Genomic DNA, 21,381 nt, shown 5'->3' with positions numbered 1-21,381 from the left:
TTATAACGGACAAATCCGTTGACATGAGGAACGAAATGGCGCATTTGTTCGCAACTGCAACATGAGACCGTTATGAACGCTCCCTTGGGATATCTCGGCGATCAATCGTTCCAACGCCTCGCGCCCGTGGAATCCATCGTGCGCCTGGAAGGCGTGTCCAAGGTCTATCCGGGCCGTCATGGCGAGCCCGTCACCGCTCTCGAAAGTATCGATTTGTCAGTGCCTCAAGGCTCGGTCTTGGGTGTCATCGGGCGCTCGGGCGCGGGCAAGTCGACACTGATCCGTCTCGTCAACGGATTGGATCGTCCAAGCTCGGGCCGGGTGATCGTGGACGGATCGGACATTGCGGCGCTGCCGGAAACGGCCCTGCGTCATGCCCGCCGCTCGATCGGCATGATCTTTCAACACTTCAACCTGCTGTCCTCCCGCACCGCCGGCGACAATATCGCCCTCCCTCTGGAGGTTGCGGGCTTCGATCGAGCTGCGATTGTGAAGCGCGTTGCCGAGTTGCTCGATCTCGTGGGCCTGTCGGACAAGAAGGACCGTTATCCGTCCGAACTGTCGGGCGGCCAGAAGCAGCGCGTCGGCATCGCACGAGCCCTTGCGACCTCGCCCAAGGTTCTCCTCTCGGACGAAGCGACATCGGCCCTTGACCCTGAAACGACCCGCTCGATCCTTGACCTGCTCACGCGCATCAATCGCGAGCTCGGACTGACCATCCTGCTGATTACCCATGAAATGGCGGTCATCCGCTCGATTGCGAAGGAAGTCGCCGTGATCGAGGCAGGACGCATTGTCGAGCAGGGCGATGTTTTCGACGTTTTTACGCGCCCGCAACACGACATCACGCGATCCTTTCTGGCGGACGAAGCCGGTCGCGCGCTACCGCTCTATGTGGCGAACCGGCTTCTGGACTCGCCGGTTTCCGGTGGGCAGGCCGTCGTCCGGATCGGCTTTCGCGGCCCCCATGCCACGGACCCCGTCCTGGCGCGCCTCGCCCGCGACCTCAACGTCGAAGCCAATATTCTGGCGGGCTCCGTCGACGAGATCGCCGGCCGCCCATGCGGCACCTTGGTGGTTGGGATCGCAGAACACGCCCTCGAAGCAACTCTTGGCTTTCTCGAAGCCCGCGGGCTCGACACGGAGGTGATCGGCCATGTCGCCTGAGATGATCCGCCTGATCGCCGGCGCCACCGGCGAGACCCTTCTGATGGTTGCGATCTCGGCCGGAATCGCAACGCTCTTCGGCCTGCCGCTGGGCGTTTACCTGGCCACCAGCGGCAAGGGCGAACTGTATGCGGCCCCCTGGGTGAACCGGGTCCTTGGCGTGATCGTCAACGCGACCCGTTCGACGCCGTTCATCATCCTAGTCGTGGCCATCATCCCGTTCACGCGCCTGATCGCCGGCACATCGATCGGCACCAACGCGGCCATCGTGCCGCTCACCATCGCGGCAATCCCGTTCATCGCGCGTCTCATCGAGGCCGCGATTCGCGAGGTCGATCAAGGCTTGATCGAAGCCGCACGGGCCTTCGGTGCAAGTCCGCTCCAGATCGTCACGAAAGTTCTCATTCCCGAAGCACTTCCCGGCATCGTGCTCGGCCTGACCCTGGCCGTGGTGTCGCTCATCGGTTTCTCGGCGATGGTGGGCGCAGTCGGCGGAGGCGGTCTTGGCGATCTCGGCATCCGGTACGGTTACCAGCGCTTCATGCCAGAGATGATGCTCGCCGTCGTCGTCGTCCTCATCGTTCTGGTGCAGCTTGTTCAGAGCGTCGGCGACCGGTTGGCCCGTCATCTCAACAAGCGCATCCGTCACGCCTAAGTCAGGTTCATTTCAAGGAGTAGCTCATGTCGTTGAAAAAGCTTACCGTCGCGGCCGTCCTATCGTTGGCGTCCCTGCCGGCACTCGCTCAGACGCAGACGATCCGCGTTGGCGTGACACCCGGGCCTCACGCGCAGATCCTCGAAGCGGTCAAGCCGATCGCGGCCCAGAAAGGCCTCGATATCAAGATTATCGAGTTTTCCGATTACGTCGTGCCGAACACGGCTCTGGCCGACGGCGAGCTCGAGGCCAATTCCTTCCAGCATACGCCATATCTCGACAACCAGAAGGCCGACCGGAAGTTCAAGATCGAGAAGGTGGCCGAGACCGTCAACTTCCCGATCGGGATCTATTCGAAGAAGGTCAAGAGCTTCGAAGCACTGCCCGCCGGCGCGAATATCGCGATTCCGAACGATCCGACGAATGGCGGCCGCGCGCTCCTGCTCCTGCAGGACAAAGGCGTCCTCAAGCTGAAGGACGGCGTGGGCTTCAAGCCGACCGTTCTCGACATCACCGATAACCCGAAGAAGATCAAGATCACCGAAATCGATGCTGCCCAGGCGCCTCGCGTGCTGGACGACGTGGACGCTGCGATCATCAACACCAACTATGCCACCCAGGCCGGCCTCGATCCTGTCAAGGACGCCCTCACACGCGAGAATCCCAAAGGTCCCTACGTGAACATTATCGCGGTGCGCGCCGAGGATAAGGACAAGCCGTGGGTCAAGACCTTCGTCGAGGCCTATCACACGCCCGAGGTGAAGAAGTTCGTGGATGAGAAGTTCAAGGGCGCGGTCCTCACGAGCTGGTAAGTTCTCCTAGTGGAGAACGAACAGGCCGGGTCGGTGCCCGGCCTATTTATTTCTGGCGAAGCTCGCGGAGATTCGATCCGGCCGATGTCATGCGACCGGACCGCTTGGCGATCACGGCCTCGCGCAAGGTTCGAGCGGCGTTGGCGACCTCTTCCTGCACGGCCTTGTCGGCATCGAGTTCCTCGTGGCTCGTCGCATACGGCTTCCAATAACCGATGTAGCGATCAACCTCCGCCAGGTCGCCGGCGGATTCGAGCTCCATATCCTGCAGCCAGTCGACGAGATTGCGCCTGAGAGATTCGGCGCCAGCAGAATCGCCGTGTGTCACGACCGCGAATTGACGGCCCGAAAGGTGCCGCGGGTAAGGCCAACCTGCAAGCTCAAGCTCTTTTGCGAGTTGCGCCTTCTTGCCTTGCGTGCTCGTCGGGTCGGGATTGCCGCCGTCGGCGCACACGAGGCGGTCAATCATGAGCTTCAGCAGTGACGTGGCCTGGTACCAGTTGACCGGCGTCACGATCATGATGCCGTGCGCGCGCACCCATAGCGGATAGATGTCGTTCATCCAATCGTGAGTCTGTCCGAGCGAATAGTTCGGGTAGCAGGAACACGGCCAATGACAAAGCGCTGCGGAGGTCGAGAAGCAGGACTTGCACGGGTGGATCTCACGCCCGTATTCAGCCGTCAGCCGGCTAAGGTCGAGAACTTCGACCTCGACATCACCCTGTTCGGACAGAGCAGCCTTGGCGATCTGCACGAGGCGGTAGCTCTTCGACATCTCGCCCGGACAAGTATGCTCGTTGCGGGCCGATCCATTGATCAGGAGAACGCTGTTGGGAGAGGCCTTGTCCTCGTGTCGCTCCTGGGCTTTTCGAATGGCCTCATGCGCGGCGATCCAGTCGACGGCGAGGTCGTAGTCGGGATCGGCGAAACCCGGCCCGGCCTTGCGTGTGCGAGGGCTCTTGCGATGATGGCTGTACCCATCCCAGGCCGCTGTTGAGATGCGATACAGCTCCTCCTTCAGGGATTCGAAAGCCGGATCCTGGAACTGGCTCAAGAAGCGGGCACGGAACTCCGACTCGCTCAAGGTCGGATCGGGCATGCCCTTACGGGGTTCGGGGGCGCTCACTTGAGAATCCTTCCAGGGATGATCGGGCTTGAGGAACGTGGTCTCTCGGGACTTCGTTCCCGCCACCCGTCCATGGGTCGGAAGGTGGATTGACAAGGAGCCGGCTAATCTTCTTGATCTCACAACCGATATGATCCCGCTTCGATAGAAGGCGGATTACCACCAGGGAGGAAGACACCATGCGCTTGACTGCGCTTCTGGGGCTCGCGATTGCGGCTCATGCTCTGCCCATCGCAGCGCAGGCCCAGGCACCGCTGACGATCTATTGCTCGATCCTCGAGGAGCAGTGCCGCGTAGGCGTATCAGCCTTCGAAAAGGCCACCGGCCAGAAGGTCACCATGGTGCGCAAGAGCACGGGCGAGACGCTCGCGCAGATCCGTGCCGAGGCCTCGATCCCTCGCGCGGATGTGTGGTGGGGCGGCCCGGGGGATTCCCATATCCAGGCCGCGGAAGAGGGGCTGACCGTCGAGTACAAGTCACCCAAGCTGCCAGAACTGTACGATTGGGCTCAGCGCTTCGCCGAGCAGTCCGGTTACAAGGCAACGGGTACCTACCTCGGCGCCCTCGGTCTTGGGTACAATACCAAGGTTCTCCAGAGCCGGGGCCTGCCGGAACCGAAATGCTGGGCCGACCTGCTGGACCCGAAATACCGGGACGAGGTGCAGGTCTCGGATCCGAACTCGTCGGGAACGGCCTATGTTTTCCTCGCGACGCTGGTCCAGCTCATGGGTGAGGACAAGGCGTTCGAGTACATGAGGGGCCTACACAAGAACATCAACCAATACACAAAGTCGGGCGCTGCGCCCGTGAAGGCGACGGCCCTGGGAGAAACCGCCATCGGCATCGCGTTCATGCACGACATGATCACGATGATCGCCGAAGGGGCGCCCGTGAAGACCGTGGCGCCCTGCGAGGGCACCGGCTACGAGACCGGCTCGATGTCGATCGTGAAAGGCGGCAAGAACACGGAGGGAGCCAAACAGTTCGTCGATTGGGCGCTCTCCGCCGACGCCCAAAAACTCGTGGGCGCCGACCTCAAGATCTACTCCATTCCATCCAACAAAAGCGCCCCGATTTCGCCCGACGCGCCGAAGCTCGGCGAGATGAAGCTGATCAGCTACGACACGCCGAAATATGGGTCGGTGGCGGAGCGGACCCGCCTGCTGAAGAAATGGGACGCCGAGGTGAAATCCGCACCGAAATAGGCTGTTCGTCTCAGCGCCAGGGAGCTGGGCCACGTGTCCGGCTTTTCCCTTGCGGGACATGGCAGACCTGCGCGGAAGTGGAGAGACCCATGTCCCCCGGAGGGTTGGACAGAGGCCCGCGAGGCCCTAAATCCGTGCTCGCCCTTCGCCGGCCTCCCGGCACCCCCATGCGACAGGATCTTCCCATGATGGCTTCCCCCACCCTCCCCTTCCACGATGGCAAAGCCATCCCGCAATTGGGCTTCGGCGTGTGGCAAGTGCCGAACGATGAGGCTGCGGCCGTCGTCAGCGAGGCCCTTCGCGTCGGCTACCGCTCCATCGACACGGCCGCCATCTACGGCAACGAAGAGGGTGTCGGCGCGGCCATCCGGCAAACGGACGTGCCCCGCGAGGAATTGTTCATCACCACGAAGCTCTGGAACGCCGACCAAGGCTATGACGAGACCTTGCGGGCATTCGACGAGAGCCTGCGCAAGCTTGGCCTCGAGAGCATCGACCTCTACCTCATCCATTGGCCCTGCCCGCAGAAGGACGCTTACGTGGAGACGTGGCGCGCGTTCCAGAAGCTCAAGCAGGACGGACGGGTAAAATCCATCGGCGTGTCGAACTTCACCATCTCCAACCTGGAGCGCCTGTTCGACGAGACCGGAGAAAAGCCGGTGCTCAACCAGGTCGAGCTGCATCCGCGCTTCCAACAGAAAGCCCTGCGCGATTTCCACGCGGAGCACGGTATCCTGACTGAATCCTGGAGCCCGCTTGGTCGTGGCCAGTTGTTCGACAGCGGCCCCCTGACCACGCTGGCGCGCAAATACGGCAAGTCGGTCGCTCAGGTCATCCTTCGGTGGCACCTGGACAGCGGGCTGGTCGTGATCCCGAAATCCGTCACCCCAGGCCGGATCCGGGAGAACTTCGACGTCCTCGATTTCAGGCTCGAGCCGGAGGACATCGCGCTGATCGCCGAACTCGACGATAAGAACGGTCGCGTCGGCCCTGATCCTGAAACACTGAACTGAGTTTTAGAGCTTGCCCCCGGCGGGCGGCTGGGGCTGCGCCTCGAACTGACGGTAAGCAGCCTCCGCCACCGCGAGAAGCCTCTCGCGGTCCACCCGCCCGGTGACCACATAGGACAGACCGTTGTCGATCCAGGAGAACGCTGACACGCCGTCCTGGTTCTCGAAGCGGAATGACGTGGTCTCGCCAGCCCCGCCCGAGCGGGCATAGAGCGTCAGGCGGTTGCCACGCCCGTCATCGTACATGAACAAAGCGGCGGGCTCATCCCCCGCCGGCAATAGCCGCCCGCCCATGAGCCGGAATCCTTCGGCCGTCAGATTGGGAGCCAGGAGCGGTTTGCCGACCCGGCGCGAGAGCCATTGCACGAGATGGGCTTCCTGCTCGGCCGGAACCTCAACGGCATGAAGTCGCTCGCCCACATAGGTCCGGTAGGCCGTAATCGCATCGGATGCCGCCAATTGAGCGACCGGGGTTGGGGATGCCCCGAGATGGCCGTACCAGGCCATTCCCCCCGCTCCCACGCCGATCCCGATCGCCAGCCATGCCACGGCCGCCGCGATGGACGCCCACGGGAGACGCGGCTCCCGGCTATGCTCGGCCAAGATGTTGGCGACCCTCAGGCGGGAGGGTATCGGCTCCTGAGCCTTGAAGGCCAGACGGGCGCGGAGCAGGTTGCGCTGTTCGATTTCGGCCTGCGCCTGTGCCTCGGCGGCCGGGTGCGCGGCAAGATAGACCTCCACGGCCTCCAGGCGCGTGGGCGGAAGCCGGCCGTCCACATAGGCCTGCAGATCGTCTTCGCCGATAGGCGGCCCGATGGGGCGCTCCTCCGTCACTTCACTCTCCTCAGGACGGTCCTCCGTCCATTCTCCATGAACTGCCGCATCCTCTCCCGGGCCCGGCTCAGCCGGGACATGACCGTCCCGATCGGGAGATCGAGGGCTCTGGCCGCTTGCTCGTAGGAGAAATCCTCCACAGCCACGAGCAGCAGGACCGAGCGCTGTTCCTCGGGCAGCGCCTCGAGCCCGGCGAGAACGTCGCGCAGCTCGGACGACTCGTCCGGGCGGGACTCGGTGGACGGCAGTGTCTCCAGGCTCTCCACACCCACATGCGGGCCGCGCCGCCTGCGCCGCCGCTCTCCGTTGAGAAAGAGGTTGCGCTGGATGGTGAAGAGCCAAGCCCGAAGGTCGCCTTCGCGGCGTCTCTGGGTCCAGTGGCCGATGGCCCGTTCCAGGGTGTCCTGAACGAGATCGTCCGCTGCCTCGTCGTCGCGCAGCAGGGCCCAGGCATAGCGCCTGAGGCCGGGAATCTGCGGCTCGAGAAGGGCGGCGATCTCGTTCAAGAAAGCGTCTTCCACGTGGAACGCGAGGGGACTTTACGGGGTGGCGACGTGCCAGACTTGGTTGACGCCGTCACCGGTCACGTCGCCGGCTTTGGCATCCTTCGCCCAGGTGTAGAGCGGCTTGCCCTTGTAGGCCCACATCATGGAGCCGTCGTCGCGCTTGACGGGCATCCAATCGCCGGCAGCCTTCGCGTCCGCCGAAGCCATCAGCGGCGGCCAGTTGGTGGCGCAGGTGCCGTTGCAGTTGGACTTGCCGGGCGCATCGCGGTCGAACGTGTAGAGGGTCATGCCTTTCGCGTCCACGAGAGCCTTGCCCTTGCTGGTATCAGCCACCTTGGCGGGAGCCATCTGGGCGAAGGCGGCCGTGGAGGCCGCAACTGCCAAAACCGCGAGGACGGAGCGCAGGGGGAATGTCATGGGATCTCTCCTTTGGGTCCATGGAGACCACGAAGCAAAAGACACCCCCTGAACCGCTTTATTCCGGCCGGCGCCGAATATTCTCTGCAGCGGATTATCGGCCGGTCGGGTGAAAGCTTCCCGGCGACCCCAGCGGCTCGCGCAGTTCCACCGTGCGATGTCCGTAATCGCTGATGAGAGCCGAACGAAAGCTGCCGTCGAGATCATCTTCCGGATCCCGCACGATCTCGACCCCGCTCCCGCGAAGGCGGCGAACCTCCCGATCCACGTCGGGCACGAGAAGGCTGACGACGGGGACGCCGGTGGCACTGGTGGTATCCACATCGGCGGCGCCAGCCTGAGGCGTCGCCTTGTGGTCCTCGGCGATCTCAAGCAGGAAGCCCTGGCGCTCGAGGACGACCCTTCGCGCCTGGACCCGGCTGTCCACCGAGACCTGCCGGAATCCCAAATGGGTCTCGTACCAGCGGACCGTCGGGCCAAGGTCGAGGGTCCGAAGCGAGGCCGAGCCGGGGCGGAGTGCCTGTGCGTCGGCGGCCTGTGCCATGGGCAACAAGGCCATCAAGGCGAGGGTGAGCGCGATCAGGCTGTGGAGGGCGCGACGCCGGGGGGCGCACCAGGACGAATGACGATCTCTCATGCCGTTCGCTTTCCTTAGCCGGTTCAGAAAGCAACGTATGGCACATGATTTCGTTCGGGTCGCGGCCAAGAGGGGTCAACGCATCAGGCGCGAATGCTCGACGCTGATGCAGCGGTTCATCACCATGGCGATACCGGCCGCCTCGGCTTGGGCGGCGGCCGCAAGGTTGACAATCCCGAGTTGCAGCCAGATGGCGGGTGCCCCGATCGCGATGGCGTCCTCGACCACGCCCGGGACATGCTCGGGCCGCCGGAACACGTTCACCAGATCCACCTGCTCCCCGATGTCCTGCAGCTTGGCCCGGAAGGGCTCTCCGAAGAGATCCTGCCCCACCGCCATGGGATTGACCGGGATCAGCCTGTAACCCTGCCGATGCAGGTACCCCGTCACGCCGAAGCTGGGCCGCCAGGGATCCATGCTGGCGCCGACCACCGCAATGGTCTTCACACGCCCCAGCAAGGCTCGCAGGTCCTCGGGGCGGTCGGTCAGGCGTGGGGACGGAACGGGTGCGGTCATGGCTGGGCCTCCCGGGGTCAATCGATGGGCGACAACGCCGGTTCCGGGATCCTGATCCTCAGGTCAGCCCGAAGCGCTTGCGGTAGGCACCGGGGCTGGTGTTCAGCCTCGTTCCGAAGTGGTGCCGCATGGTGGCCAGGGATCCGAAGCCGGCCTGTACGGCAACGTCGTCGAGAGATGCGGCGTCGCTTTCCAGCAGATCGCACGCACGGCGCAGCCGCGCCGCAACAAGCCACTCCCCCGGCGTCTGGCCCGTCGCGGCCTGAAACCGTCGCTGAAAGGTGCGCACGCTCATGCCGGCCTGCCCAGCGAGGCGGGCAACCGGTTGCTCCTCGGGCAGGCGCTCGCGCATCCAGTCGAAGAGCCGTCCCATCCGGGCGCCTTCGCGCGGTTCGGGCACAGGCATCCGGATGAACTGGGCCTGCCCACCATCGCGATGGGGCGGCACCACCAGGCGGCGCGCCACGCTGTTGGCAGCCTCAGGCCCGAAATCGCGGCGTACCACATGCAGGCACAGGTCGATTCCGGCGGCGCTGCCGGCGGCCGTCAAGACGGGACCTTCGTCCACGTAGAGCACGTCCGGCACCAGGCGGATGCCGGGGTAGTGCGCCGTCATGGCCTCCGCGTAGCGCCAATGGGTCGTGGCGGACCTTCCGTTGAGGAGGCCGGCCGCTGCCAGCACCGCGATGCCGGAGCACAGGGACATGATCCTGGCGCCGCGCTCGTGAGCGGCCCGCAAGGCGCCGACAAGCCAAGAAGGCACCGGTGCCTCGATCCCCCGCCACCCCGGCACCACGATGAGATCGGCCTCCGCCAAACCCTCGAGGCCCATCTCCACGGTGACCGAGAGGCCACCCCCGGCCCGCAGCGGTCCCGGCTCGATCCCGCAGACGCGGTACCGGTACCATCGATCCCCCAGTTCCGGGCGCGGAAGTCCGAACACCTCGCAGGCGACGCCGAACTCGAAGGTGCACAGGCCGTCATAGGCCAGGACGGCCACGAGGGGGCCATCGGGCTGCTCGGCTACGGCAGAAACTGTGTTCTCCAATGGGTTTGGCATGATCTTCACGGTACTTGGCGTTTCGGCCAGTTGGCAAGCTTTGTCGCGCCCAGGATGATCGACCCCTGAAAACCTCAGGAGTTCGCCCATGCCCAGTCTCGTATCCGACACCGCCGCCGCGGATGCGGAAGTCGCCGCCGCGCACTACGCCCGCCGTCTTTCACTGGAGACGGATTGCTGGGACGTCCACGAATCCCTTCGCACCGGTGCGCCGGACTTCGTGCTCCTCGACGTTCGCGGACCGGCGCTTTATGCCAGCGCCCATGTGCCCGGAGCGATCAACCTGCCCCACGGCAAAATGACCGAGCACCGGATGGCCGAATGGCCAGCGGACACGCTGTTCGTCGTCTATTGCGCGGGGCCCCATTGCAACGGCACCGACCGGGCCGCCTTGCGGCTCGCCCGCCTCGGACGATCCGTCAAGGTGATGATCGGCGGCATGACGGGCTGGGCCGACGAGGGCTTCGCCGTCGCGGCCGGCAGGGACCCGGGACGGATCTCCGAGGCGGCCTGACCGACAACGACGACGCCCCGGAGTTTCCTCCGGGGCGCCGATGAAATTCTGGTTGAACGACCCCTCAGATGACCATGAAATCAGCGGCGGTCAGCGCCGCCTTGGCCTTGAGGGCCGCGAAGGTCACGGCCCGCATGTCACCAGACCCGTCCGCATCGAAGGACAGGGTTCCCTTGACGGCGTCGTAGATGATCCGGTCATCCGCATCGAGAGCCGTCTTCCCGACCCGGAAGGCGTCCTTGTCGAGGGCACCCTTCCTGAGGCCCGTGAAGATGGCCTTGGACAGCGCAATGGTGTCCTCGCCCGAGGTGAAGTCGAGGAGTTTGTCGACGTTGTTCTTGAGCCTAGTGGTGAACGCGAAGGTGTCCTCGCCCAGACCACCCGCGATCTTGTCCCGTCCCAGCCCGCCGTTCAGGTAATCGTCCCCCGACCCGCCTTGCAGCACATCGGCTTTTTTGCCGCCCTTGAGGATCAGCGAGGTTGCAACGGATTGGAATACGGTCGGCAGGACGACGGCCTTGCCGGTGTCCTCAGCAGGCTTGATGACGACAGTGACATCGCTCGTGGTATCGGGTGTCGCCTTCGGGAGGGTGTAAATGCGGTCACTGAAGAGCGCAAACTCCACCCCCCCTAGAACATCTACGCCATCGCCTGACGCGCGCTTGTCGGTGATCGTTAGGCTGCCGCCTCGGTTCACAGCGATTGTGTAATCTAAGAATTTGCCGGTGAACACAGCCGTATCCACACCCGCACCGCCGACAAGGAGATCGTTGCCTGCTCCACCACTCAGAAGGTCGTTACCATCGTAGCCGTCGAGGGTGTCATTGCCTGCATCGCCGACGAGTGTGTTGGCATCGCTGTTACCGATGAAGATGTCCGAAAGCGTGCCGCCTACAAGATTCTCGATATTACGGGCAACGATCCAGCTTGTATGGGATACCTGCTGCTTCTCATGGATGCGTAAATCAACCGTATACCGAACAACCGATCCCAAGCTTCCATAGCTCATGAGCAGGTTATCGACCCCATCCCCTCCATCGATAAAATCGTCGCCCGCACCGGCATAGAAGGTTTCCGATCCTTCCCCGCCGTAAGCCACATCGTCTCCAGAACCGAGGAAAATGTCTCCGTTCACGATACCGCCACGACCGTCATAAGTGTCGTTGTCATATCCTAGGATGATCGATCCGTTGATGACGCCCTTGTTCTTGATGACGTTGGAGCCATAACCAACACCCAGAATGGCGGTTTTATCGCCTTGGATCAGACCTGTATTGGTCAAGGCCATGCTCTGGTTTGGGGTGTTGCTGCCCTCCACCCAGATACCGGCATTTCCAGCAATCGTGCCTGAATTCGAGATGACGCTATGCATAGACGTAATGATGAGACCGGCCGATTGCTGGCTTTTGATCAGGCCGGCATTGATGACGACATTCGGTCGTCCAGCCACCTGATCCTCGAACAACGAAACTCCACCCCACTTGCCGAAGATCTCCGCACTTGCCCCAACAACAAGCGCTCCATGCATCGCGATGCCCAAACCCTGTGCGCTATGAACACTCCCATCGATCAGTAAAGTCGAACCATAAGTGGCGAAGATCCCGTAGCCGCTTTCCCCATACGCATTAATCTCTGCACCGGCGGAGAGAACAAGCGTGCTGTTCTCATCCTGAAGCCAGAAACCAGGTTCCCACTCACCGTAAACTGGAGGAACTGGTCTCGAAGCATCGATCACATGAATGGCCATGGCTACTTCCTATTAATAGGGCTTAGCCATATCTACTCTAAGCTTTTCCAGAAACTCTTCGGACGAATAGTTTCCCAAACGTAAGAAGCCCCGGAGTTTCCCCCGGGGCCTATTTATTTCTGCGAAGGTGCGGGACTTAGAAGTCCATGCCGCCCATGCCGCCCATGCCGCCGCCCGGCATGGCCGGAGCGGATTCACGCTTGGGGGTCTCGGCGACCATGGCTTCGGTGGTCACGAGCAGGCCAGCGACCGAGGCTGCGTCCTGGAGAGCGGTGCGGACGACCTTCGCGGGGTCGACGATACCGGCCTGGAGCATGTCCACGTACTCTTCGGTCTGGGCGTTGAAGCCGAAGGTGTCCGAGCCCGTGTTGTCGGTGATCTTGCCGACCACGATCGAGCCTTCGACACCGGCGTTCTGGGCGATCTGGCGAAGCGGAGCCTCGAGAGCGCGCAGGACGATGTTGATGCCGGCCTTCACGTCGGCGTTGTCGCTCGACAGCTTGGCGACCGCAGCCTTGGCGCGGAGCAGAGCCGTGCCGCCGCCGGGGACGATGCCTTCTTCCACCGCAGCGCGGGTGGCGTTCAGCGCGTCGTCAACGCGGTCCTTCTTCTCCTTGACCTCGACCTCGGTCGCGCCGCCGACGCGGATCACCGCGACGCCGCCTGCGAGCTTGGCGAGACGCTCCTGGAGCTTCTCACGGTCGTAGTCCGAGGAAGTCTCCTCGATCTGAGCCTTGATCTGGCCGACGCGGGCTTCGATGTCGGCCTTCTGGCCGGCGCCGTCGATGATCGTGGTGTTTTCCTTCTCGATGCGGACGCGCTTGGCGCGGCCCAGCATGTTGAGGGACACGTTCTCGAGCTTGATGCCCAGGTCTTCCGAGATCGTCTGGCCGGCAGTGAGGACGGCGATGTCCTCCAGCATGGCCTTGCGGCGGTCGCCGAAGCCCGGAGCCTTGACGGCGGCGATCTTCAGGCCGCCACGGAGCTTGTTGACCACGAGGGTGGCGAGAGCCTCGCCTTCCACGTCCTCGGCGATGATGAGGAGCGGCTTGCCGGTCTGAACGACGGCCTCGAGGATCGGCAGCATCGCCTGGAGGGACGACAGCTTCTTCTCGTGGATGAGGATGTAGGGGTCCTCGAGCTCGGCGACCATCTTCTCCGCATTCGTGATGAAGTACGGGGAGAGGTAGCCGCGGTCGAACTGCATGCCCTCAACGACGTCGAGCTCGGTCTCGGCGGTCTTGGCCTCTTCGACCGTGATCACGCCCTCGTTGCCGACCTTCTGCATCGCATGGGCGATCATCTCGCCGATGTCCTGGTCGCCGTTGGCCGAAATCGTGCCGACCTGGGCCACTTCCTCGGAGGACGCAACCTTCTTGGCGCGGGCTTGGATGTCCTTGATGGCGGCGGCGACCGCGAGGTCGATGCCACGCTTCAGGTCCATCGGATTCATGCCGGCGGCCACCGACTTGGCGCCCTCGCGGACGATGGCCTGGGCCAGAACCGTCGCGGTGGTGGTGCCGTCGCCGGCGAGGTCGTTGGTCTTCGAGGCCACTTCGCGCACCATCTGGGCGCCCATGTTCTCGAACTTGTCGGCGAGCTCGATTTCCTTGGCGACGGTCACGCCGTCCTTCGTGATGCGCGGAGCGCCGAAGGATTTCTCGATCACGACGTTGCGGCCCTTGGGACCGAGCGTGACCTTGACGGCGTCAGCCAGGATGTCGACGCCGCGCAGCATCTTGTCGCGAGCATCGGAGGAGAATTTTACGTCTTTGGCAGCCATGGGCTATGCCTCCAGTTAATGGGAGTAATTCGGGGAGAAAGACGGTTCGCTTGAGGTTTAAGCGATCACGCCCATGATGTCGGATTCCTTCATGATCAGCAGGTCCTGACCATCGATCTTGACCTCGGTGCCGGACCACTTGCCGAACAGGACGCGGTCGCCGGCCTTGACGTCGAGGGCAACGATCTTGCCGCTCTCGTCGCGGGCGCCGGAGCCGACGGCGACGATCTCGCCCTCTTGCGGCTTCTCCTTGGCGGTATCCGGGATGATGATGCCGCCCTTCGTCTTCTCTTCGCTTTCAATGCGGCGGACGACGACGCGGTCGTGCAGCGGACGGAACTTCATGGAACTTCCTCTTCGACTGTTAGCGCTAAGCCCCAGGGGCCGCGGCTCATAATCTTCCAGCTGTTAGCACTGTCGGTCGACGAGTGCCAACGCTGGCCGCGAGATAAGGATGTCCTTGGACCGAGTCAAGACGCCTGTTCATATAAGATGAACGGCGGTGGAATTATGACGGTGGATCCCCCACAAAATGCTACAATATGACAGTCATCGCCGCGAGGTCATGAAGGCTGCGGCGACGATCAGCACGCCACCCACGGCGGTCGCCCAAGTCGGAACCTCGCTGAAGACCCCGAACCCGATGAGGGCCGCCCATATGAGCGCCGTGTACTCCAAGGGCGCGAGGCGAGCCGCGGGCGCCTTGGCGTAGGCCGACACCATCAGCATATGGCCCGCGAAGCCGAGCGCCCCCATGAGGGCGAACCAGGGCAGATGCTCGAGGCGCACGCTCTGCCAGACCCAGACCGCGAGCGGGAGCGACAGCACCATCGGCCCCAGGTTCTGGAACAGCACGATGTGCATGAACTTATCGCGCTGGGCCCGGGAGCGCAGCAGCACGATGCTGAGCGCATAGGTGAGCGCGGATGCCAGGGCCGCCGCCACGCCGGGGATGGACCGGGCCCCGGCTTCCTCGCCGGACTGGCCGAAGACCACGACCAGGGTTCCGGCGAAACCCATGGCCAGTGCCGCGAGGATGCGCCCATCCACCCGCTCCTTCAGCATGATCACGCCGAGCAGCGCGATGAACATCGGGGCCAGGAAGGACAGGAGCAGCGTTTCGGCAAGGGGGAGCTGGCTCAGGGCGTAGAAGAAGCTGAGAGCCGTCACCACGGCCACCACGGCGCGCATGCTGTTGGCCACCACGGTTTCCCGAGACGGCCAGCCCGGCCGCAGGATGCAGGCGGCTCCGACCGCGATGACGCTGCCGCACAGGAAACGCAGGAAGGCCACCTGGAAGACCGGGTAATAGGCTGCCATGCCTTTGATGACCGCATCCATGACGGACAGGACCGCGATGGAAGCGGACATCCTCACGATAGGACCGAACTGCATGGGGGGCTCGACGGTTATGGTTAGCGTAGCGGGTCGAAGGTTTTCGGCCTATGGCGTAGAGGCGTCTTACATCATGTTCGTCCCGGCACCGCCACTTCTTTGTGCAGCTCTGAACAGGAGAGTGCGCAGCGGTGATACGGGCGCCGAAATCCGGATGCCTTCGATCCGACAGTCGAAGGTTTATCGATATTCCAGGAATTGAAAGGGTTTTTCCGATGCGCGGGTGGTTGTGCGGTTCGGCTCTCCTCACTTTGACGGCTTTCACGGTTCCCGGTGCGGCCCTGGCCCAGTCCTATTACGGGGGCCCAAGGGATGTGTACGGGAACCTCTTGGTCGTGCCCGGATATGGGTCGCCGAGCGCCTACGAGCCCGGACTGCCTCCGGTCCAGTCGAGGCGATCCGCCCGGCGCGACCCGCGCTACGCGCCCATCGATCCGGCGACGGGATACCCTTACGGGGCGCTTCCGCCGGATCGGGAGACCGCCTCCCTCCCCTACGATCAGGACATCGGAGGCACTATCGGCATGGAGCCATCCGCCGAGTTCCAGCGTCAGGTCGTGGGGTATCGAGGCCGGGAAAGAGCCGGCACGGTGATCATCGATACACCGTCGAAATACCTCTACCTGGTTCAGGGCGATGGGACGGCCATCCGCTACGGTATTGGGGTCGGACGGCCGGGCTTCGAATGGGCCGGCCGCAAGACGGTGTCGATGAAGCGGGAGTGGCCGAGCTGGCGCCCGCCGGCCGAGATGATCAAGCGCCGCCCCGACCTGCCGCGCTTCATGGAGGGCGGGCCCGAGAACCCGCTGGGGGCCCGCGCGCTGTATTTGGGCTCGTCTCTCTATCGCATCCACGGCACCAACGAGCCCCATACCATTGGGCAGGCGGTCTCCTCGGGCTGCATCCGCATGCTGAACCGGGACGTGATCGATCTCTACAATCGGGTCCCCGTCGGCGCGCAGGTGGTGGTGATCTGATCTGCCCCCCTCCCCACCGGGGTGAAGAGGTGGCGGCGACGGGAGTTTCGGGCTAAGGGGCTTCCAGACGAGGAAGTTTCCCCGCCCATGAACTACGCTTATCTCTTCGCCGCAATCCTCTGCGAGGTCATCGCCACGAGCGCCCTGAAGGCCTCGGAGGGCTTCACCCGCCTGTGGCCGTCCGTCGTGGTCGTGGTCGGGTACGCCCTGGCTTTCTACTGCTTGTCCCTGACCTTGCGCACGATCCCGGTGGGGATCGCCTACGCGATCTGGTCCGGGATCGGAATCGTGCTCATCGCCATCGCCGGCTGGGTGTTCTACAAGCAGACCCTGGACTGGCCGGCGATCCTCGGCATCGGCCTCATTCTGGCAGGGGTGCTGGTGGTGAACCTGTTTTCCACCACGGCCGGACATTCCTAACGGCAGCCTGGAGAACAGGCTCCGCTGGAGGTCCGGCCGCCGGGCTGCCTACGTCCAGTCGCCGCCATCCCCGCCATCGCTGTCGAAATCGGTATAATCCTCACCGCCCTGGTCGTTCTCGTACAGCGCGTCCGTAATCCCCGCATTGCCCGAGTCGGCTGCTCCCGAGGCCTGATCGGTCAGGTTGTTGACACCCTCCGCAGCACCCTGGGCCGAATCCTGGGCTCCGCCGCCGAAGGCATGGGAAAGCGCGTTTGCGATCATGACACCGCCGGCCACGCCCGCTGCGGTCGACAGGGCGCCCTGGAGAAAGCCGCCTCCGCGCGGCTGCATCATGCCACCCCCGCCCCAAGGACCAGATTGCATGGGTCCACCTTGCAGAGGTGCACTCTGCTGAGGACCGCCGGCCAAGCCGCGCGGGTCGCCATAGCCCTGCCCCATGTTGCGGGCCTGAGCCTGTCCCCAGGGTGACGCCCCGCGCGGCGCGTTGTCGTATGACGGCTCCGGACGGGCATTGCCGCCGAAGAGGCCCGACAGGAAACCGCCGCCCGCAGGCTGCTGGCGCGCCTGCGCGGCCTCCGCTCGCAACTGCTCCATCTCGGCCTGGAGGTTCGCGAGAGCCTGCTCCTGGACGTAAATGGCTTGTGCCATCGCGTAAGGCGCATAGGGCTGCTGGCGCACCTTGTCGGCAATGAAGCGCTCGGCCTCGGGATCGCGCGGCTGGTTCGCGACACTCTCAAGCCGCTGGAAAATATCGGAAATGACCTGCCGTTCCTGCTGATCCATGACCATCCTCCTCACGGCAGTCTGACGCTGCCGCTTGGGAGATGGGGATGGGCGCGAGGAATGCTAGAGGATCATGAGGCGAACAGGCGGCTGAGAATACCCTTGCGTGAAGGGGACCTGGAGTCCGTGGAAGAGGCGTTCGCACCTGACTCCTTCAGCGATCCGATGGCCAACGACTTACCGGCGACCTCGCTGCATGCAGGCTTGGCGCGAATACCAATGATATCGCCTGCCATGGCGACCGCACCATCAATGAACTTATCGACATGCATCTTCGAGATGGTGCATCCCATAAATTCGTCTTTATGGATCGGGCGCCAGCATTCAAGACTTTGGAAATTGAATTCTATGAGCTTGCTTCCCGCCACTGGCGCGGCAGCGACATCATCGATGATCCAGACACCACGGTGCTTAGGTCCTAACCCGACGACGGCAACCATAGGACTGCCCCAGTTTTGAAGGCTGTTACGCTGGAATGTGTTCAAAGAAAACTTGTTGCCTGTAGTCGTTTTTACTTCCAAAAGACGCGTTACCTTTCCGCTTTTGCTTGTCACGAGAAAATCCGGCGAAGACCGAATGAGCTTCGCTTCCGATGGCTGGCCGCCACGTTTGACGTTCTCCTTGAGAAGCCCCGCCGTCGATTCCAAGCCATACGGAACGACCTTGAAGCCGAGGCTACTGAGCATACGCTCCACCACGACTTCACCCAAGCAGCCCAACAGCCAGTTTCTCTCATCCGCGCTGTTTTCACGACCCATTTAACTCAACTCCTGATTAAATTCTGCAATCAGGAGCTACAGTGTTCGCCATGCCGAAGGCAACATTTTTCGCTACTTAGTTACTCCCCGTCCGCCGACTTAATCGCCCGCACATTGGACACCTCGATCTCCTCGTCGTCGAACAGGGTCGGGTCTTCCTCCGGCGTGTCGAGGCGGGTTTTCTTGCGGAGCGAGACGTATTTCTTCTGGATCTTGGTCCGGCTCTCGCGGGCGATTTCGAGGGCGCCCTGGATGAGGGAACGTTCGGCCTTCTCGTTCTGCAGCTCTTCCGTCAGCCGTCGGACGGCCGCCTCCAGGGTGTTGCGCTCCTGCTCGGAACGCTTGACGAACTGGTCCATGCGCTCGGCGAGGTTGGACGCCTTGGTGTCGGAGCTCTCGATCTGGAAATCCTTGGCCGCCATGGCTTTGTTGAGCATTTCGATGCGCTCCTGGAGCTCCAGGCGGGAGCGCTGCAGCTCGTTGACCAGGGAGGTCTGGCGCTCGACCTCCTGCTGGGAGGCTTCGAGGCGGCGGTCGAGGGTGTTCTTCTCGATGGTCGTTTCCTTGAGGCCGCGCTCGACCCCGCGCAGGGCCTCGTTCTTGTCCCGCAGCTGGTCCCGGGTGTGGGCCAGGATCTTGTCGGTGGCCGAGAGGCGGGAGTTCAGGCCCTCGATCTTCATGTCGAGGGCGGACAGGTCGGTCTTGTGGGACGAACGCTCCGCTTCCACCTGGGTCTCGAGCCGCTGGCGCGTCACCTGCTCGCCCATGAGCTTGGTCTCGAGATTGGACGCACGCTGGCGGGAGACTTCGAGCAGGGTCTCAAGCTCGCCGTAGCGGTTGGTAAGGCTGGAGAGACGGTAGTTCTGTTCCTCGGTCATCTTCTGGAGGCGCTTGACCTCGTGGTCCATGAGGCCGTTGCGCTCACGGGTCTCGATCAGCTCTCGCTCGGCGCGGGCCACGGTCTGGTCGGCCTCGTGGGCTTCCAGGCGAAGGGCCTGGTTCTCTTCGGTGATGTTGCGGGCGCGCTCGGTCTCGATGGCGAGCTGGTTTTCGAGGTCACCGATGACGGCCTCTTTGTCTTTCAGGCCGAGGCGCAAGTCCTCCAGGAGGGATTCCTGCTCCCGTCCCTTCGCCTCGGCTTTGCGCAGCTGGGAGAGAGCCGATGACAAATCGTCGGTCAGGCGGGCCTGGGAGGAGGTCAGTTCGGAAACCTCGCGGCGCAGGGCCACGGTGGTGTCCGTCTCCTGGCGCAGGACCGCCTCCGCTTCCATGAGACGGGCTTGGAGTTGGGGGTAACTTCGGATGAGGTCGTAGACCGGCTCGGACAGCAGGGCGAAATCATCCTTGAGGCTGCGAATCTCGTCGAGGCGGTCGATCAGATTGGCGAAGCGAACCCGGATCAGCTCATTCTTCTGGCCGACGGAGTCGAGAGCGCCGTCCGGGCGCGGAAGAAGTGGCTCCGGCTTTGCCGAAACGGGTGTGGAAGTGTCGTGATCCTGGGCCTGGGACGCCTGAACGGTCGGCAAAGGCACGATTTCGTCCTCCGGCCTCTTTCCGAACCGATTTTTGAAAGACGTCCAACCGGAGGTCATAGGTCGCCCTCTGAGCGCAAGGATATATACTTGCTATACCCTTACCCGAGAGTTCGCCCGCAAGGAAACAGAATTTCGTAGCGCGACGGTGTCGCAGCCTCATTCCGCCGCTATGCTCAACGGCCCCCGGTGCATATGCCCGAGACCGGCACTTTCGAGGGCGGACGGGATGGGGCCTCCGGTTGCCCAATCCAGCAATTCGACGGTGTGCACGATCGGAATGGCGGTGCCCTGCCCGATCTGGGTCATGCAGCCGATGTTGCCGGTGGCGATCAGGTCGGGCTGCACCCGCTCGATGTTGGCGACCTTGCGCTCCCTCAGCCGCTCGGCGATCTCCGGCTGGAGGATGTTGTAGGTTCCCGCCGAGCCGCAGCAGATATGCCCCTCCGGAACATCCTTTACCGTAAAGCCCGCCTGCTTCAGGAGCGCCTTGGGCTCCGTCCGGATCTGCTGGCCGTGCTGCATGGAACACGCGGAGTGGTAAGCCACCACCAGATCGCTTTCGCGCACCGGCTCCATCAGCTTCAGGCTCGTCACGTACTCCGTCACGTCCTTGGCGATGGCGGAGACCCGGGCGGCCTTCTCCGCATAATCCGGATCGTCCCGGAACATGAAGCCATAATCCTTGATCGTCGTGCCGCAGCCCGATGCGGTGATCACGATCGCGTCGAGCCCCTCCCCGTCCATCTCGGCGATCCAGGCGTCGATGTTGCGCTTGGCGAAGGTATGGCTCTCCTGGTCCCGGCCCATGTGGTGCACGAGGGCCCCGCAGCAGACCTCGCCCTTCGGCTGGACCACCTCGACGCCATGCCGGTTGAGCAGGCGCACGGCCGCTTCGTTGAAGCCCGGCTTCAGGACCGGCTGGGCGCAGCCCGACAGGATGGCGACACGGCCCCGACGGACGCCGTCGGGCCGGAAGGTGCCCGGCGCGTCATAGGGCGAGCGGGGCGGAATGCGCGCGGGCGCGAGGTCGACCATGGCCTTGAGGCGCGCACCCAGGACCGGGATCAGGCCGATGGCTCCCTTGAAGGGCTTCGCCAGCACGGCCAGCAGGATCGCGGCTCGGAAGCGGTTCGGGTAGGGCAGGATGCGAGCGAGCATCCCCCGCAAGAGCCTGTCGTGCCAGGGCCGCACGTAGGTCGCTTCAATATACGAGCGAGCATGGTCCACGAGATGCATGTAGTTCACGCCCGATGGACAGGTCGTCATGCAGGACAGGCAGGAGAGGCAGCGGTCGATGTGCTTGACCACCTCCGGGGTGGCTGGCTTGGCGCCCTCCAGCATGTCCTTGATGAGATAGATTCTCCCGCGCGGGGAATCGAGTTCGTCGCCCAGCAGCAGATAGGTTGGGCAGGTCGCCGTGCAGAAGCCGCAATGAACGCAGGTCCGGAGAATTTTCTCCGAACTCGCCATCGTGGGGTCCTTCAACAGATCGGGGGCGAAGTTCGTTTGCATGGGTGCGCC

At 63.5% G+C, this 21,381-nt stretch carries 23 protein-coding genes; 8 read left to right on the top strand and 15 right to left on the bottom strand.

Annotated features, from left to right (window positions below):
* The first annotated feature begins 72 nt into the window (after positions 1 to 72).
* Genes ILT42_RS21575 through ILT42_RS21565 form a run of 3 tightly spaced genes read left to right on the top strand, consistent with a single transcriptional unit; the run spans position 73 to position 2,634 of the window.
* Positions 73 to 1,167: a methionine ABC transporter ATP-binding protein gene (locus ILT42_RS21575; protein WP_204218070.1), complete on the top strand. Its 1,095-nt coding sequence runs from the start codon at positions 73 to 75 to the stop codon at positions 1,165 to 1,167.
* Positions 1,157 to 1,822, top strand: coding sequence for a methionine ABC transporter permease (locus tag ILT42_RS21570; RefSeq protein ID WP_204218069.1), 666 nt, complete (start codon positions 1,157 to 1,159; stop codon positions 1,820 to 1,822). The genes ILT42_RS21575 and ILT42_RS21570 overlap by 11 nt, the downstream gene beginning before the upstream one ends.
* A gap of 26 nt (positions 1,823 to 1,848) precedes the next feature.
* Entirely contained in the window at positions 1,849 to 2,634 is a 786-nt protein-coding gene (locus ILT42_RS21565; protein WP_204218068.1) for a MetQ/NlpA family ABC transporter substrate-binding protein, read from the top strand.
* Between the two features lie 46 nt (positions 2,635 to 2,680).
* Here ILT42_RS21565 and ILT42_RS21560 read toward each other — a convergent pair whose 3' ends face one another.
* A complete protein-coding gene (locus ILT42_RS21560; RefSeq protein ID WP_229428858.1) occupies positions 2,681 to 3,733 on the bottom strand; it encodes a flavodoxin family protein in 1,053 nt (350 codons plus the stop codon).
* A 206-nt stretch (positions 3,734 to 3,939) separates the two neighbouring features.
* Here ILT42_RS21560 and ILT42_RS21555 point away from each other — a divergent pair, with 206 nt between their 5' ends.
* Both ILT42_RS21555 and ILT42_RS21550 read left to right on the top strand, forming a co-directional pair.
* Complete coding sequence (locus ILT42_RS21555; RefSeq protein ID WP_204218066.1) at positions 3,940 to 4,965, top strand: ABC transporter substrate-binding protein; 1,026 nt, start codon at positions 3,940 to 3,942, stop codon at positions 4,963 to 4,965.
* A 188-nt stretch (positions 4,966 to 5,153) separates the two neighbouring features.
* Positions 5,154 to 5,978, top strand: coding sequence for an aldo/keto reductase (locus ILT42_RS21550; RefSeq protein ID WP_204218102.1), 825 nt, complete (start codon positions 5,154 to 5,156; stop codon positions 5,976 to 5,978).
* Between the two features lie 3 nt (positions 5,979 to 5,981).
* Here ILT42_RS21550 and ILT42_RS21545 read toward each other — a convergent pair whose 3' ends face one another.
* The 6 genes from ILT42_RS21545 to ftrA all read right to left on the bottom strand — a co-directional run bounded on the left by ILT42_RS21545 (position 5,982) and on the right by ftrA (position 9,945).
* Complete coding sequence (locus tag ILT42_RS21545; RefSeq protein ID WP_204218065.1) at positions 5,982 to 6,809, bottom strand: anti-sigma factor family protein; 828 nt, start codon at positions 6,807 to 6,809, stop codon at positions 5,982 to 5,984.
* Positions 6,806 to 7,315, bottom strand: coding sequence for an RNA polymerase sigma factor (locus tag ILT42_RS21540; protein WP_204218064.1), 510 nt, complete (start codon positions 7,313 to 7,315; stop codon positions 6,806 to 6,808). The genes ILT42_RS21545 and ILT42_RS21540 overlap by 4 nt, the downstream gene beginning before the upstream one ends.
* Positions 7,316 to 7,348: 33 nt before the next feature.
* The gene (locus ILT42_RS21535; protein WP_204218063.1) at positions 7,349 to 7,732 is read right to left on the bottom strand and encodes a COG4315 family predicted lipoprotein; all 384 of its coding nucleotides are present in this window, start codon (positions 7,730 to 7,732) and stop codon (positions 7,349 to 7,351) included.
* Between the two features lie 94 nt (positions 7,733 to 7,826).
* On the bottom strand, positions 7,827 to 8,369 hold the full coding sequence (locus ILT42_RS21530; protein ID WP_204218062.1) for a VOC family protein: 543 nt from the start codon (positions 8,367 to 8,369) through the stop codon (positions 7,827 to 7,829).
* Between the two features lie 75 nt (positions 8,370 to 8,444).
* Entirely contained in the window at positions 8,445 to 8,885 is a 441-nt protein-coding gene (locus ILT42_RS21525) for a CoA-binding protein (RefSeq protein WP_204218061.1), read from the bottom strand.
* Positions 8,886 to 8,943: 58 nt separating this feature from the next.
* The gene (gene ftrA / locus ILT42_RS21520; protein WP_204218060.1) at positions 8,944 to 9,945 is read right to left on the bottom strand and encodes a transcriptional regulator FtrA; all 1,002 of its coding nucleotides are present in this window, start codon (positions 9,943 to 9,945) and stop codon (positions 8,944 to 8,946) included.
* 88 nt (positions 9,946 to 10,033) lie between these two features.
* Between ftrA and ILT42_RS21515 the strand changes: the two genes are divergently transcribed.
* Positions 10,034 to 10,459 (top strand): rhodanese-like domain-containing protein, encoded by a 426-nt coding sequence (locus tag ILT42_RS21515; protein ID WP_204218059.1) that lies wholly within the window; start codon positions 10,034 to 10,036, stop codon positions 10,457 to 10,459.
* Between the two features lie 64 nt (positions 10,460 to 10,523).
* On the opposite strand, the gene ILT42_RS21510 is transcribed toward ILT42_RS21515, so the two are convergent.
* From ILT42_RS21510 to ILT42_RS21495, 4 genes are all read right to left on the bottom strand, one after another.
* Entirely contained in the window at positions 10,524 to 12,206 is a 1,683-nt protein-coding gene (locus ILT42_RS21510) for a calcium-binding protein (RefSeq protein WP_204218058.1), read from the bottom strand.
* A 136-nt stretch (positions 12,207 to 12,342) separates the two neighbouring features.
* Positions 12,343 to 13,989 (bottom strand): chaperonin GroEL, encoded by a 1,647-nt coding sequence (gene groL / locus ILT42_RS21505; protein WP_204218057.1) that lies wholly within the window; start codon positions 13,987 to 13,989, stop codon positions 12,343 to 12,345.
* Positions 13,990 to 14,046: 57 nt separating this feature from the next.
* Positions 14,047 to 14,334 (bottom strand): co-chaperone GroES, encoded by a 288-nt coding sequence (gene groES, locus ILT42_RS21500; protein WP_204218056.1) that lies wholly within the window; start codon positions 14,332 to 14,334, stop codon positions 14,047 to 14,049.
* Positions 14,335 to 14,538: 204 nt separating this feature from the next.
* Entirely contained in the window at positions 14,539 to 15,384 is an 846-nt protein-coding gene (locus ILT42_RS21495; RefSeq protein WP_204218055.1) for a DMT family transporter, read from the bottom strand.
* 215 nt (positions 15,385 to 15,599) lie between these two features.
* Between ILT42_RS21495 and ILT42_RS22960 the strand changes: the two genes are divergently transcribed.
* Together ILT42_RS22960 and ILT42_RS21485 are read left to right on the top strand one after the other, a co-directional pair.
* Complete coding sequence (locus ILT42_RS22960; protein ID WP_229428846.1) at positions 15,600 to 16,361, top strand: L,D-transpeptidase; 762 nt, start codon at positions 15,600 to 15,602, stop codon at positions 16,359 to 16,361.
* An 87-nt stretch (positions 16,362 to 16,448) separates the two neighbouring features.
* Entirely contained in the window at positions 16,449 to 16,781 is a 333-nt protein-coding gene (locus tag ILT42_RS21485; protein WP_204218054.1) for a DMT family transporter, read from the top strand.
* A 48-nt stretch (positions 16,782 to 16,829) separates the two neighbouring features.
* On the opposite strand, the gene ILT42_RS21480 is transcribed toward ILT42_RS21485, so the two are convergent.
* From ILT42_RS21480 to glcF, 4 genes are all read right to left on the bottom strand, one after another.
* A complete protein-coding gene (locus ILT42_RS21480; protein WP_204218053.1) occupies positions 16,830 to 17,567 on the bottom strand; it encodes a DUF2076 domain-containing protein in 738 nt (245 codons plus the stop codon).
* Positions 17,568 to 17,638: 71 nt separating this feature from the next.
* Positions 17,639 to 18,325: a hypothetical protein gene (locus ILT42_RS21475; RefSeq protein ID WP_204218052.1), complete on the bottom strand. Its 687-nt coding sequence runs from the start codon at positions 18,323 to 18,325 to the stop codon at positions 17,639 to 17,641.
* Between the two features lie 80 nt (positions 18,326 to 18,405).
* Complete coding sequence (locus tag ILT42_RS21470) at positions 18,406 to 19,857, bottom strand: hypothetical protein (RefSeq protein WP_204218051.1); 1,452 nt, start codon at positions 19,855 to 19,857, stop codon at positions 18,406 to 18,408.
* A 159-nt stretch (positions 19,858 to 20,016) separates the two neighbouring features.
* Entirely contained in the window at positions 20,017 to 21,372 is a 1,356-nt protein-coding gene (gene glcF, locus ILT42_RS21465; protein ID WP_204218050.1) for a glycolate oxidase subunit GlcF, read from the bottom strand.
* Between the last annotated feature and the right edge of the window lie 9 nt (positions 21,373 to 21,381).

Source organism: Microvirga pudoricolor (assembly GCF_016892705.1).
Classification (GTDB): domain Bacteria; phylum Pseudomonadota; class Alphaproteobacteria; order Rhizobiales; family Beijerinckiaceae; genus Microvirga; species Microvirga pudoricolor.
The sequence above is the reverse complement of the archived record's forward strand: the minus strand, read 5'-3'. Positions and strand labels throughout refer to the sequence as shown.